The sequence below is a fragment of the Consotaella aegiceratis genome, from assembly GCF_036541425.1.
In the GTDB taxonomy this organism is placed as follows: domain Bacteria; phylum Pseudomonadota; class Alphaproteobacteria; order Rhizobiales; family Rhizobiaceae; genus Consotaella; species Consotaella aegiceratis.
On record NZ_JAZHFT010000011.1, the window covers coordinates 1 to 13010 of the forward strand.

The window sequence follows — 13010 nt, forward strand, 5'->3', positions numbered from 1 at the left end:
ACCGAAATGGCCCTCTCGATCCTCGCCTACAACATCCTGCGCGCCATCAACATCCAAACCGCCACAGCCTGAAACCAGAAGAGGCCCCGGTTAACCGGAGCCTCCAATCAGTTTCCACACAGCCTGGGAAGCCGGGGCTTTTTGATTCATTGGGCATGTCGAAGAGCGCTGCCCCTGAACAGACGGCGATCGAGATGGTGACGCTCGATCAGTTGGTTCCCCAGGATCATCTGCTGCGCAAGATCGATGCGGTGATCGGCTTCTCCATCATCCGTGACCGCGTTGCCGGGCTCTCAAGAAGTATCGCCATCGCGCTCTGCCGAATGCCTGCTCCGAGCCCGCATGACGGGCCGAGACGCCGCTTCGGCTGACCCCGATCATCGCTCCTCCAAACCGTTTCCCCCAAAAATAAACCCCGCCAAAAAATGACGGGGTTCGTATTTTTTCACAAGGAAACTCGGCCGAGGCCGAGTCTCCATTTTTTTGCGAAGATCAGGCCGCTGTCCGGATCTCCAACATTTCGGCGCGGCGAGATAATTGCCGCAGCAGAAGGACGCTTACGAGCCCGTGTAGACGACAACCTGATTGCTCGGCAGGACGTCGATGGCTTCAATCGTCGAAACATCCACGCCGGCGTCCGACAGCGCCTTCGACAGGCCCGGGTTCGCGGCAATCTGGTCGCGAATCGTCTTCATCGACTCGACATTGTCGTTCTGGATCGTCTCGTACGGGGTGCTGCTCGAGTCACCGGAAGTCGCGGACGTCGTCAACTCGTTCTTCTTGATGATGGTGAAATCCTGGGGAGCCTCCATCGTGCTGAGCGTACCCGACTGGGCTAGATCGCCGCTGCGGCTCATGGCACCGTAATAGGCTTCGTCGGTGCGATAATCGGTATCCTGCGCGAAGGAAGCCGCAGGAATCATCATGGCAACAAAAGCAGTGGCAGCAAGAAGCTTCTTCATAACGAGAATTCCTTTCGTCGTGGTGGGCTCGGAAACTTGTCCGGCCAATATTCGCGAGAAGGGTTGCCCCTCTCCAATTTGCCCGATGGGCATACACGGGTCGATAATGACGACACGGCCTGACCGGTTCCCAAAAAGCTTAAGCCTTTTTAATAAGCTATACTGAGGTATCGTGTCGGCACCCTTCGCGTGGGCGCAAGCCGCTCCGAAGCCCGAGAAGCTGGAGGGATTTTACGGCGGCAGAATCCAGCAATAGCGCGCATGTCTCCTGTCTTCGAGGCGGCCGAAGAAGAAGTATGTCCGGGGGGCGACCTCGCGTGCCGGGCGCTTTATGATGGGCGACCCATTCCGCGTTGGCGCTGAGGCTCCGACTCTCTGGATTTGCGGTAAGTCGAGCGGCGCAGGGTTGCCTGAAATTTCGACCCTCGCGCCGTGTTCAGCCGGAGCGGCCGAACCGGAGATCGCGCTCGATGTCGAAGCCGGCGCCAAGGCGCATCTTGTAGACCTCGTAGTTCTCCATCACGCGCTGAACGTAGTTGCGCGTTTCGGTGAACGGGATGCGCTCCACCCAGTCGATCACCTCGTCGAGAGACTTGCCGCGCGGGTCGCCGAAGCGCTGGATCCATTCGCGCGCACGTCGCGGTCCGGCGTTGTAGGCGATGAACGTCAGGATATAGGAGCCGCCGAAATCGTCGATCTGCTGACCGAGATAATGGCTGCCGAGCGTGGCGTTGTAGCCGGCGTCGGTGGAAAGCTTGGCCAGCGAATAGGGGATGCCGTTGGCGCTGGCGACGTGCTTGGCCGTCGTCGGCAGGAGCTGGAGCAGGCCGAGAGCACCGGCCGGCGAGCGGGCATCGGGCCTGAATTCGCTTTCCTGCCGAGCGATGGCGTAGGCAAGCGCCTTGCCGGCGGCCGAGATCCGGGCATCGCTCGGGATGACGCCGATCGGAAAGGCGAGGGCAGGCGCGTCGACGCCGCGATTGTTGGCCTGCTTGCCGATCTTGAGCGACAGATAGTGGTCTCCCCTCCGCTCGGCCATGACGGCGAGCATCGCCAGTTCGCCCGGGCTGTCGAGTTCGTTGGCGAGCTCGCGATAGAGGATATCGGCGCGGCTGTCGTAGTCGACCGACTCGAGCCGCTGGATTGCCTGGACCGGTTCGCGCGATGCGAAGCGCTGGCGCTCCGCATTGGTCGGCTCGGGGTAGATCACGTCGGCCGGGCGTCCGCCCAGGCGCGCGGCGGCCAATTGGCCGTAATAGGTCGTGCCGAAGCTCGCGGCCTGGCGGTAGTAGCTCGCGGCATTGCCCGGCCCGCCGGCCTCGGCCGCGCGCCCGAGCCAGTAATAGGAGCGCGACAGCGACAGCGGCATGGTGGAAAGCTGCGCGATCCGGGCGAAATGCTGGTGTGCGGCTTTGGCGTCACCGATATAGCGCAGCGCATACCAGCCGGCGTGGAACTCGGCTTCCGCGGCTGCGGATGGGCTTGCGGCCGAGTGCGACGCCGCCACCTGATAGGCCTCGCGCGGCTTGCCGGCGTCGAGAAGGTCGCGGGAGATGATCCGCCGTTCGTTCCACCAGGCGTCGGCATCGATCAGCACGGCCGGATCGCGCGGTGCCTGCTGCATGAGCTTGGCCGCGTCGTCGGGGTGGCCGGTCTTGCGCAGATATTCGATTCTGGCGAACAGATAGCCGGGGTCGGAGTGCCAGGAGGGATGGACGTTGGCGATCCGCTGGGCGGCATCCTTGGTGCCGCGAATGGCGGCAGCGCGCGCGGCGAAAAGCGACTCGGCGTTGGCGAGCTTGGAGACCCGCTCGGCTTCACTCACCCGATCGGCGTAAAGCAGCCGGTCCATCCGGTATTTGTGGTCGGCGCGCGTCAGCAGGGTGCCGAAGGTCTTCAGGATTGTCTGCTCGGTCGAGGTGTCGAAATTCTCCTCGCGCCAGAGATGGACGATCAGCGCCTTGGCCTGGCCGGCCTGCCCGAGGGCCAGGTAGGCGCGGGCGAGCGCCATGGTGCCCTGCGGCGTTTCCGGTTGGCTCGAGGCGAAGGCGGCGACGACGTCGCGCGCCGGCGGCTCCTCGCGATAGAGCGCCTTCTCGCTGTTGGCCCTCAGCGTCTTCATGCCGGGCCAGCCCTTCAGCTCGTTGGCGATCGAGGCGATCTCGTAGGACGGAACGTCCTTGCCGCCATGCAGGGCGATCGCCCAGGCCAGGATGTGCCGGTCGAGAGAGCCGCGCGTCATGCCTTCACGGATCGAGCGTGCCTTGACGACATTGTCGGAATTCAGCGCGTCGAGGCCGTTGCGCAGCCCGCCGGACACCGCGCGCAGGTCGGCTGCCCGCGGTGCGAGCGTCGCGATCGACCCGGTGAAGCTGGTCGGCACCGCCGCGATCGTCGACGGCACCGGAGTGGGGCGCGGAATCAGCGGATTGGACGGGACCGGCAGGGCGCCGCCGAAGCGGCCTGGATCGATGGCTGCCGCGGCCTGCGGCATCTGATAGGGGCGCGAGGCGGGAACCGGTCCCACGGGAGGAAGCAACGGCTCGGCCGCGACACTGGTCGAGACAAGGCAGGCCATGACGCCGCCGCGCAGCAGATGCCGGGCTATCGCCTTCGCAGACATGAGCACCTTTTCCTGAACGACGCCGTTGCGCCGATCCGTAGGGACTGGAAGCATAGCCTCGGACTGTCCCACGATTTGAATAAAAAGATCGTAAACCAATCCGGTATTCCGCGAGCGATTGTGGCCCGGCCGCACCGCCGTGGCCCAATGCGCGATCGCTTGCTCTGCCGCCTTTCCATCCGCGCCATTTGATATATGGTCGCGCCCGCTGCCGGATCGGGCTAGTGTCGAACCGACACATGGCCGGTACCGACTGGGTGTGGTGAAGATTTGACGGTCGCCGGGATTGGGAAGGCGAACTTCCCAAAAGGCCCATCGATCCGCCGCAATGGCGCATGCCATGGAATGGATAGCCTTTTTCGAGGCCGGACGGCCAGGTTCGTCTAGGCCTTCGGGCAGGAAACGATAACAGAAGGCGCGAAAGCGGGAGTTTGGAAGACGATGTTCAGGGGTTCGATTACGGCGCTGGTGACGCCCTTTGCCGAGGACGGCTCCTTCGACGAAGCGGCGTTCCGCGCCTTTGTCGCCTGGCAGATCGAGGAGGGCACGCATGGGCTGGTGCCGGTCGGCACGACGGGCGAAAGCCCGACCCTGACCCATGAGGAGCACAAGCGTGCGGTGGCCGTGTGCATCGAGGCCGCGGCCGGCCGGGTGCCGGTGATCGCGGGTGCGGGATCCAACAATACGGCCGAGGCCATCGATCTGGCCCGCGCCGCCGAAAAGGCCGGCGCCGACGGTCTCCTGGTCGTTACCCCCTATTACAACAAGCCGAACCAGCGCGGGCTCTATGCTCATTATGCGGCCATCGCCGAGGCGGTGAGTTTGCCGATCCTGATCTACAACATTCCCGGGCGCTCGGTGATCGACATGCTGCCGGAGACGATGGGACGGCTCAAGGCGGATTTCTCCAACATCGTCGGCGTCAAGGACGCCACGGCCAAGGTCGATCGCGTGTCGGAGCAGCGCGCCGCCTGCGGCACCGACTTCATCCAGCTGTCGGGGGAGGACTCCACCGCGCTCGGCTTCAACGCCCATGGCGGCGTCGGCTGCATCTCGGTGACGGCCAACGTCGCGCCGCGGCTCTGCTCCCAGTTTCAGGATGCCTGCACAGCCGGCGATTTCGCCACCGCGGTGGACCTGCAGGATCGGCTCCTGCCTCTGCACAAGGCGCTGTTCATCGAGCCCAACCCGGCCGGGGTGAAATATGCGCTGTCGAGCGTCGGCCGTGGCATCGACAAGCTGCGGCGGCCGCTCGTGTCGGTGGAGGAAAAGACGCGGGAGGCGATCGACGCCGCGTTGCGCCATGCGGGCCTTCTCAATTGAACTTCGGGCCGCAGACCTCATCTTAGGGCTCCAGGACGGAAATCCAACAAGAGCCGTTGGCGAGCGTCGCAGACGCCTTCGCTCGTCACTCCAAGAGCATCATGGCCAAAGCAAAGACCAATCGATCGAACGTCGCCGCCGAGAACCGGAAGGCGCGTTTCAACTACGAAATCATCGATACTCTCGAGGCCGGCCTGGCGCTGACGGGCACGGAGGTCAAGTCGTTGCGCCAGGGCAAGGCCACGATCGCCGAATCCTATGCGACGGAGGAGGGGGGAGAGCTGTGGCTGATCAACTCCTTCATCCCCGAATATCTGGAGGGCAACCGCTTCAACCACGAGCCGAAGCGGCGGCGGAAGATCCTGGTGCATCGCAGCCAGCTCAATAAGCTGGCCGGTGCCGTCCAGCGCGACGGCATGACGCTGGTGCCGCTGCGGGTCTATTTCAACGATCGCGGCATGGCTAAGCTGGCGCTGGCGCTGGCCAAGGGCAAGAACACCGTCGACAAGCGCCAGACCATCAAGGAGCGCGACTGGAATCGCCAGAAACAGCGCCTGATGAAGGAAGGCGCTTAGGCGCGCGCAGATCGAGACGGCCGCCGATTCGCGCCGGCGGTCACGCTTCCAGCATGCGTTCGCTCATCTCCCAGAGCCGCCGGGCGGACTGCGGATCGATGGCATGCGACATGATCTCGGACGGCGGCTCGACGGCGCTCATCGGTCTCTCTTCGTCGTCCAGCCGCGAGATGTCGTTGTCCTTGAGATAGACGCCGCCGATCTCGGCGAGGAGCGGGCTGGTCGCCGCGAAGACGATGGTGCCGGCGCCCTGCTGCGGCGTCTTCTTACCGTGCTCGGGGTCGATGATCGGGCGGTCCATGTCATCGATCAGTCCCTGGGCGCGTAGCGCCTCTTCGCCGGCCGAGCTGTTGAGCTTGGTGCCGACGACGACGCCCGGATGCACGGCGTAGCCGCGAATGGCGTCGCCTGACCATCGGCGGTCGAGTTCGACGGCGAACAGCACGTTGGCGGTCTTGGATTGCGCGTAGGCGGCCAGAGAGCTGTAGTCCGTGGTGAAATGCGGGTCATCCCACCGGATGTCGGAGAAGCGCTGCGCACCCGACGAGACGTTGACCACACGGGCGCCATGAGCAGCCTTGAGCGCCGGACGCAGCGCCAGGGTCAGCTGAAAATGGCCCAGATGATTGGTCGCGAACTGGGTCTCGTAGCCGCGCGCGTCGCGCATCGGTCCGCCGGATGCTCCGGCGCCATTGATCAGGATGTGGAGCGGCCGCCCCGTATCGAGCCATCGCGTCGCGAAGGCCTCGATCGACCGGGGATCGATGAGGTCGAGAGGACTGATTTCGATCCGCTCGAGTCCTGTCAAAGCGGCGACCGCGCGACCCGGATCGCGCGAGGCCACGATGACGGATGCGCCGGCCTTGCTCAGCGCCCGCGTCACCTCCAGCCCGATCCCGGCGTGGCCGCCGGTGACGATGGCGTTCTTTCCCGACAGATCGATGCCGGCCAGAACGTCGTCGGCCGTCGACGCGGCGGTGAACCCGGTTCCGATCGGATGTTGCTTGTGCGTCATAAGGTCATCCTGTTCCAACTGCCGTTTCCAGGCGGCCGGCATCGCAGCGGTGCGCGGCGACGCCGGCCGCATCGTTCGTCAGGCGGCGGTGCGTTCGGCGGCCGGGCGCCGACGCAGCTCCGCCTTGGCGATTGCCGGCGGCACATAGGCGGCGTCATTGACCCCGACATCGGCTCCGGGAGGCGCGATCTCGTCGATCCGATCGAGAATCTCGTCGCTGAGACGGACCTCCGCGCTCGCCAGGAGATCGTCGAGCTGGGTCATCGTGCGGGGACCCAGAATGGCAGAGGTCACGCCCGGATGCGCCATCACGAAGGCCAGCGCCATGTGGACGAGCGACAGATCCGCCTCCTGGGCCAGGGGGATCAGCCTCTCGACGGCATCGAGACTGCGCTCGTCAGACATCTGACGGGGCATGACCTTCGCGCGCAGCGAGTCCGGCATCGGCTGCCCCTTGCGGTAGCGCCCGGTCAGCAGACCTTTCGACAGCGGGCTCCAGACCAGAACCCCCATGCCGTAGCGCTGGCATGTGGGAAGCATGTCACGCTCGATGCCGCGGTCGAGAATGGAATAGGGCGGCTGTTCGGTGCGGAAGCGCGCGAGCCCACGCTTTTCCGAAACCCACTGCGCCTCGACGATCTCCGACACCGGAAAGGTCGACGAGCCGATGGCGCGCACCTTGCCCGCGCGCATCAGGTCGGTGAGTGCCGAGAGGGTTTCCTCGATATCGGTGTCCGGGGCCGGCCGATGGATCTGGTAGAGGTCGATGTAGTCCGTCTGCAGGCGGCGTAGCGAGTCGTCGACAGCCTGCATGATCCAGCGACGCGAATTGCCCTGCATGTTGGGGTCGTCGCCCATCGGCCCGTGCACCTTGGTCGCGAGCACCACCTTGTCCCGGCGTCCCTTGAGCGCCTTGCCGACGATCTCCTCGGATTCGCCGGCGCTGTAGCGGTCGGCCGTATCGACGAAGTTGATGCCCGAATCCAGCGCCTTGTGCACGATCCGGGCGCAATCGTCATGGTCACCGTTGGCGAGGTTTCCGAACATCATGGCGCCCAGACAATAGGGGCTGACCTTGATGCCGGTTTTGCCAAGCGTGCGGTATTGCATTGTCGTTCTCCTTGTTCGGCGTCGGTTTCGCGGCTTCGGTCACCAGGGGATCGTCTGGTTTTCCCAGCGCGTGAAGGCTCCCGTCGGACCGTCCGGGCCGAGGAGGGCGACACGCACGACCTCGCGCGAGCCGTCCTCGACGCTCTCGGTGCCGGCGTAGTTGTTGAGGTTCGTGCTGGTGAACGCCGGCGAGACGGCATTGACCCTGATCCCCTCGGGCTCCAGCTCGATCGCCATGGCGAGCGTGATGGCGTTGAGCGCCGTCTTGGATGCGGGATAGACAGGTCCGAAAATGCCGCGATAAGGGAAATCGGGATCGGAATTCATCGTCAGCGAACCGACGCCGCTCGACACGTTGACGATATGGGCGTTCGGCGTTTCGCGCAGCAGCGGCAGCATCGCCTGGTAGACGGCGATGACGCCGAACACGTTGGTTTCCCATACCGTGCACATCTCATCGAGTGACACGGTGCTGGGGCGGGTGGCCTGAGCGTATTGCTCGACCGACATGTCGGCAGGGCGCCCTGCGTTGGAGACGGCGGCGTTGTTGACCAGGACATCGAGCCGGCCGAATTCGCGGCGGATGCGTTCTGCGGCTGCGGCGATCGAGGACTGGTCCGTGACGTCGATCTGTATGGCGTGCGCATCCGCGCCGATGCCGGCCGCGGCCGCTTGCCCCTTTTCGAAATCGCGCGATCCGACGAGCACGGTCCTGCCATGTGCGACGAGTTCCTTGGCGACCTGAAGTCCAATTCCCTGATTGGCTCCGGTGACGAGGACGACCGGTTTGTTGTGCATGGCACTCTCCTTGCTTGTTTGACGTTGGCTAGTCCGCGCTGACATGGTATTGAAACAAGCGGAACATCATTCCGGTATAAATACGGAACGCTGTTCCGATTAGCAAGGGGCTTTTGCGTGAGCAGCAAGACGGGTCCGAAAATCGGCGGTTTCGAAACGGGTGAGGGTGCCGGAAGGCGCCCGCGCGCCGACGCGCTGCGCAATCTCGATGCGTTGGTCCAGGCGGCGAAATCCGTATTTGCGACGTCCGGCGTCGATGCGCCCGTGCGCCAGATCGCCGACATGGCCGGCGTTGGTGTCGGTACGGTCTACCGCCACTTTCCCCAGCGCTCGGATCTGATCGTCGCCGTCTTTCGAAAGGAGATCGATGCTTGCGTCGGCGCAGCCTCGACCCTGGCGGCGGAAAACGAGCCGGGCGAGGCGCTAGCATTGTGGATGCAGCGCTTCGTCGACTTCATCGAGACCAAGCGCGGCCTTGGTGCCGCTCTGCATTCAGGTGACCCGGCCTACGAGTCCTTGCCGGCCTATTTTGAAAAGCATCTTGTTCCCGCGCTTCAGTCCCTGCTCGACGAGGCGGCCGCAGTGGGCGCCGTGCGGTCCGATGCCGACGCGACGGAGCTGCTGAACGCGGCCGCGAGCCTCGGCGCCTCGGCCTATCTTTCGAGGTCGGGTCAGGCGCGGCGCATGGTCGCCCTGCTTGTCGATGGATTGCGGTATGGAGCAGCGTCGACGCCGTCGTAATCTGCCCGTTCGTCAGCCACTGTTGCGGATCTGTCCTCGTCTCGATCTCATGTCTGTTTAAACTCGGAACGGGCGGTCAAGACGCTGTTCGATGCCGCGATAGGCGCTCGCCTGCGAAGAAGTTGCGGTCTTCGGCTTGCCTTTGGTCCCGTTCCGCAGGACCATGCGGCAAAACGGCAAATCAGCCATGGGAGGAGCGCCATGACCGATTTTTCGAAGCTTCCGGAGAATCTCGAGGCGCCCGTCGACGACGGCGCGGCCGATCATCTCTATGGAATGCGACTGCCGGCGGTCGATCTGCCGGCCACCAATGGGGCCATGGTGAATCCGGCTCGTCTCGGCGGGGTCGCGGTGCTCTATGCCTATCCGCTGACCGGGCGGCCGGGCTCGCCGCTGCCGGGGGGCTGGAACGACATTCCCGGTGCGCGCGGCTGCACGCCGCAGGCCTGTTCCTTCCGCAAGCGCTTTGCCGATCTGAAAGCCCTCGGCATGGACCATCTGTTCGGCGTGTCGACGCAGACGACACCCTATCAGAAGGAGGCGGTGGAGCGCCTGGATCTGCCGTTTCCGCTTCTGTCGGATGCCGGCGGAGCGCTGCAGGAGATGCTCGATCTGCCGACCTTCGAGGCCGACGACGAGGTGTTGCTCAAGCGCCTGACGATGATCGCGGTGGACGGGCGGATCGCCAAGGTCTTCTATCCGGTGTTTCCGCCCGATAAGAATGCCGACGACGTGGCCACGTGGCTGCGCCTACGGCCGGATCTCTAGCCGAAGGCGTACCCCGGCCATCGCAAGAGAGTAGGGGACGAGCGTGACCGGGCCGCAGAAGATCATCATCGACACCGATCCCGGCCAGGACGACGCTCTGACCATCCTGCTTGCCGTGGCGAGCCCGGAGGTCGAGCTTCTCGGCGTGACGACGGTCGCCGGCAACGTCGCGCTGGAGCACGCGACAGCCAACGCCATCAAGGCGCTGGATCTCGCCAGTCGCCCCGATATTCCGGTTCATGCGGGCGCCGACCGGCCACTGCTGCGAGCCGCCATCGACGCCACCCATGTGCACGGCCGGACCGGTTTCGAGGGTGCCGAGCTGCCGCCGTCCAGCCGGCCGGCGACGCCCGGCCATGCGGTCGATTTCATCATCCAGACGGTGATGGCCCATGAGCCGGGAGTGGTGACCCTCTGCGCCATCGGGCCGATGACCAATCTGGCCTTGGCACTCGCGCGAGAGTCGGCGCTGCGACAGAGGATCGGTCGCATCGTCACGATGATCGGCGCCTATTCGGAGGTCGGCAACATCATGCCGGCCGCCGAGTTCAATGCTTATGTCGACCCGCATGCGGCAGAAATCGTCTTTTCCTCCGGTATCCCGATCGTCATGATCCCGCTGGACTGTACGCACCAGCTTCTGACCAGCGCCGAGCGCGTCGCTCGCTTCGCCGCGATCGGCAACCGAGTGGGATCGGTGGTGGCGGACTGGCTCCGCTTCGAAAAACGCTTCGAGGCGGCAAAATACGGCACCGACGGCGGCCCGCTGCACGACCCCAACACCGTCGCCTGGCTGATCCGGCCCGATCTCTATTCGGGCCGCGAGGTCAATGTCGCGGTCGAGACCGGGTCGGAACGGACCATGGGTATGACCGTCGTCGACTGGTGGGGCGTCAGCGGCCGTGCCGCCAACGCCCTGGTGTTGCGAGACGTGGACGCCGACGGCGTCTACGATCTTCTGACCGAACGGTTTTCGCGCTATCCGCTCGACCACAGCCGGATCGGATGACACGGCGTTCCCGCGATCGATCGGCCTACTCGGCCGGTTCGCTGGGCACGTAGAGCTCGCCGCCTTCGCGGAACTTGGCGGCCATCTCTTCCATCCCAGCCTTGCGGGCTTCGTCGCGGATATCGTGCGAGATCCGCATCGAGCAGAATTTCGGCCCGCACATGGAGCAGAAATGCGCCAGCTTGTGAGCCTCCTTCGGCAGCGTCTCGTCGTGGAAGGCGCGGGCCGTGTCGGGATCGAGCGACAGGTTGAACTGATCCTCCCAGCGGAACTCGAAGCGCGCGCACGACATGGCGTCGTCCCAGGCCTGGGCAGCCGGATGGCCCTTGGCGAGATCGGCGGCGTGCGCGGCGATCTTGTAGGTGATGACACCGGTCTTTACGTCGTTGCGGTCCGGCAGACCGAGGTGTTCCTTGGGCGTGACGTAGCAGAGCATCGCCGTGCCGAACCAGCCGATCATCGCGGCGCCGATGGCCGACGTGATGTGGTCATATCCTGGCGCGATGTCCGTGGTGAGCGGCCCGAGCGTATAGAACGGCGCTTCGCCGCAAAGCGCCATCTGCTTGTCGACGTTCACCTTGATCTTGTGCATCGGCACATGCCCGGGGCCTTCGATCATCACCTGGCAATCCTTGGCCCAGGCGATCTGCGTCAGCTCGCCGAGCGTCTCCAACTCCGCGAACTGGGCGCGGTCGTTGGCGTCGGCGATCGAGCCGGGTCGCAGCCCGTCGCCCAACGAGAACGCCACGTCGTAGCGGCGGCAGATGTCGCAGATTTCCTCGAAATGCTCGTAGAGGAAGCTTTCGCGGTGGTGATGCAGGCACCACTTGGCCATGATCGAGCCGCCGCGGCTGACGATGCCGGTCACCCTGTCGACGGTGAGCGGGATGTGGTGCAGCCGCACGCCGGCATGGATGGTGAAATAGTCGACGCCCTGTTCGGCCTGCTCGACCAGCGTGTCGCGATAGATTTCCCAGGTCAGGTCCTCGGCGACGCCGCCGACCTTCTCCAGCGCCTGATAGAGCGGCACGGTGCCGATCGGCACGGGTGCGTTGCGGATGATCCAGCCGCGGATGTTGTGGATGTTGCGGCCGGTCGAAAGGTCCATCACCGTATCGGCGCCCCAGCGGATCGCCCAGACCATCTTCTCGACCTCTTCGGCCATCGACGAGGTGACGGCCGAGTTGCCGATATTGGCGTTGATCTTGACCAGGAAATTGCGGCCGATGACCATCGGCTCGGTTTCGGGATGGTTGATGTTGGCGGGCAGGATGGCCCGGCCGCTCGCGATCTCGTCGCGCACGAAGTCCGGCGTCACGAAATCGGGGATGGCGGCACCGAAATCCTCGCCGTCGCGCGACTGTGCTTCGGCTGCGGCCTTGCGGCCGACATTTTCCCGGATGGCGGCGAATTCCATTTCAGGCGTGACGATGCCGGCGCGGGCATAGGCCATCTGGGTGACGGCCCGACCGCCCTTCGCTCGCAGCGGCGGTCGTTGGATCGAAAAGGCCGGGGTGCGGGCCTGCTCGGAGACGAAGCCGTTATCGGCCGGCGCCACGGTGCGGCCGGGATAGCGTTCGACGTCGCCGCGCGCTTCGATCCAGGCCCGGCGTAGCGCCGGCAGCCCGGATTCGATGGTGATCTCGGCGCCAAGATCGGTATAGGGACCAGAGGAATCGTAGACGGCGAGAGGCGGCTCGTCGGCCGTCGGGTGGAGCGCGATCCGGCGCATCGGCACACGGACGTCCGGATGGATGCTGCCGGGGATGAAGACCTTTGAGGAGGCCGGCAGCGGCCCGGTCGTCACCTGCGGCGCCGTCGTGCGGTCGGTTTGGGATGGAATCGGCATGATCGAGGCTCCTTGCCTAGGCAATGGAGACCCAGCTCTGACCGGAAGGTGGGAAGAGATCCGACGGTGTCGTCGTATGCGGCCGCCATTGTCTGCACCGTCCCTACGCCAGTATGAACTGGATCAGGTTCGAAGGGTCACTGCGCTGCCGAAGCCGGTTCGGGCGTGGCCAGCAGTATCTCAGCCTCTTGTCGAGGCCCCCCTGGTAACAGGCCTAGGGTGATCGGGCCGATGCCA

General features: G+C 64.8%; 11 protein-coding genes, 1 pseudogene and 1 riboswitch. Of the genes and pseudogenes, 6 read left to right on the forward strand and 6 right to left on the reverse strand.

Features of this window, described 5'->3' with window-relative positions; all coding sequences use genetic code 11:
* Positions 1–155: 155 nt before the first annotated feature.
* Positions 156–293 (forward strand): annotated as a pseudogene (locus tag SMD10_RS09705) (IS5/IS1182 family transposase); the annotation flags it as partial.
* Between the two features lie 264 nt (positions 294–557).
* Here SMD10_RS09705 and SMD10_RS09710 read toward each other — a convergent pair.
* Both SMD10_RS09710 and SMD10_RS09715 read right to left on the reverse strand, forming a co-directional pair.
* A complete protein-coding gene (locus SMD10_RS09710) occupies positions 558–962 on the reverse strand; it encodes a hypothetical protein (RefSeq protein ID WP_331685486.1) in 405 nt (134 codons plus the stop codon).
* Between the two features lie 436 nt (positions 963–1398).
* Positions 1399–3540 (reverse strand): lytic transglycosylase domain-containing protein, encoded by a 2142-nt coding sequence (locus tag SMD10_RS09715; protein ID WP_331685598.1) that lies wholly within the window; start codon positions 3538–3540, stop codon positions 1399–1401.
* A 486-nt stretch (positions 3541–4026) separates the two neighbouring features.
* Between SMD10_RS09715 and dapA the strand changes: the two genes are divergently transcribed.
* A complete protein-coding gene (gene dapA / locus SMD10_RS09720; protein ID WP_331685487.1) occupies positions 4027–4908 on the forward strand; it encodes a 4-hydroxy-tetrahydrodipicolinate synthase in 882 nt (293 codons plus the stop codon).
* A gap of 101 nt (positions 4909–5009) precedes the next feature.
* Positions 5010–5483 carry an SsrA-binding protein SmpB gene (smpB, locus tag SMD10_RS09725; RefSeq protein WP_331685488.1) on the forward strand — a complete coding sequence of 158 codons (474 nt, stop codon included), beginning with the start codon at positions 5010–5012 and terminating at the stop codon, positions 5481–5483.
* A gap of 40 nt (positions 5484–5523) precedes the next feature.
* Here smpB and SMD10_RS09730 read toward each other — a convergent pair whose 3' ends face one another.
* The 3 genes from SMD10_RS09730 to SMD10_RS09740 form a co-directional block, all read right to left on the reverse strand.
* Positions 5524–6498: an SDR family NAD(P)-dependent oxidoreductase gene (locus tag SMD10_RS09730; protein ID WP_331685489.1), complete on the reverse strand. Its 975-nt coding sequence runs from the start codon at positions 6496–6498 to the stop codon at positions 5524–5526.
* Positions 6499–6576: 78 nt separating this feature from the next.
* The gene (locus tag SMD10_RS09735) at positions 6577–7608 is read right to left on the reverse strand and encodes an aldo/keto reductase (RefSeq protein ID WP_331685490.1); all 1032 of its coding nucleotides are present in this window, start codon (positions 7606–7608) and stop codon (positions 6577–6579) included.
* 39 nt (positions 7609–7647) lie between these two features.
* Positions 7648–8406 carry an SDR family NAD(P)-dependent oxidoreductase gene (locus SMD10_RS09740; RefSeq protein ID WP_331685491.1) on the reverse strand — a complete coding sequence of 253 codons (759 nt, stop codon included), beginning with the start codon at positions 8404–8406 and terminating at the stop codon, positions 7648–7650.
* Between the two features lie 117 nt (positions 8407–8523).
* Between SMD10_RS09740 and SMD10_RS09745 the strand changes: the two genes are divergently transcribed.
* From SMD10_RS09745 to SMD10_RS09755, 3 genes are all read left to right on the forward strand, one after another.
* Complete coding sequence (locus tag SMD10_RS09745; RefSeq protein ID WP_331685492.1) at positions 8524–9147, forward strand: TetR/AcrR family transcriptional regulator; 624 nt, start codon at positions 8524–8526, stop codon at positions 9145–9147.
* 201 nt (positions 9148–9348) lie between these two features.
* Positions 9349–9915 carry a peroxiredoxin gene (locus SMD10_RS09750; protein WP_331685493.1) on the forward strand — a complete coding sequence of 189 codons (567 nt, stop codon included), beginning with the start codon at positions 9349–9351 and terminating at the stop codon, positions 9913–9915.
* Between the two features lie 43 nt (positions 9916–9958).
* A complete protein-coding gene (locus SMD10_RS09755) occupies positions 9959–10924 on the forward strand; it encodes a nucleoside hydrolase (RefSeq protein WP_331685494.1) in 966 nt (321 codons plus the stop codon).
* A gap of 25 nt (positions 10925–10949) precedes the next feature.
* Here SMD10_RS09755 and thiC read toward each other — a convergent pair whose 3' ends face one another.
* Positions 10950–12773 carry a phosphomethylpyrimidine synthase ThiC gene (thiC, locus tag SMD10_RS09760; protein WP_331685495.1) on the reverse strand — a complete coding sequence of 608 codons (1824 nt, stop codon included), beginning with the start codon at positions 12771–12773 and terminating at the stop codon, positions 10950–10952.
* An 82-nt stretch (positions 12774–12855) separates the two neighbouring features.
* A riboswitch (TPP riboswitch) is annotated at positions 12856–12987 on the reverse strand.
* Positions 12988–13010: the final 23 nt, after the last annotated feature.

Coding starts and splice junctions, on each gene's coding strand:
- SMD10_RS09710 (WP_331685486.1), bottom strand. CDS start 962: ATGAAGAAGCTTCTTGCTGCCACTGCTTTTGTTGCCATGATGATTCCT.
- SMD10_RS09715 (WP_331685598.1), bottom strand. CDS start 3,540: ATGGCCTGCCTTGTCTCGACCAGTGTCGCGGCCGAGCCGTTGCTTCCT.
- dapA (WP_331685487.1), top strand. CDS start 4,027: ATGTTCAGGGGTTCGATTACGGCGCTGGTGACGCCCTTTGCCGAGGAC.
- smpB (WP_331685488.1), top strand. CDS start 5,010: ATGGCCAAAGCAAAGACCAATCGATCGAACGTCGCCGCCGAGAACCGG.
- SMD10_RS09730 (WP_331685489.1), bottom strand. CDS start 6,498: ATGACGCACAAGCAACATCCGATCGGAACCGGGTTCACCGCCGCGTCG.
- SMD10_RS09735 (WP_331685490.1), bottom strand. CDS start 7,608: ATGCAATACCGCACGCTTGGCAAAACCGGCATCAAGGTCAGCCCCTAT.
- SMD10_RS09740 (WP_331685491.1), bottom strand. CDS start 8,406: ATGCACAACAAACCGGTCGTCCTCGTCACCGGAGCCAATCAGGGAATT.
- SMD10_RS09750 (WP_331685493.1), top strand. CDS start 9,349: ATGACCGATTTTTCGAAGCTTCCGGAGAATCTCGAGGCGCCCGTCGAC.
- thiC (WP_331685495.1), bottom strand. CDS start 12,773: ATGCCGATTCCATCCCAAACCGACCGCACGACGGCGCCGCAGGTGACG.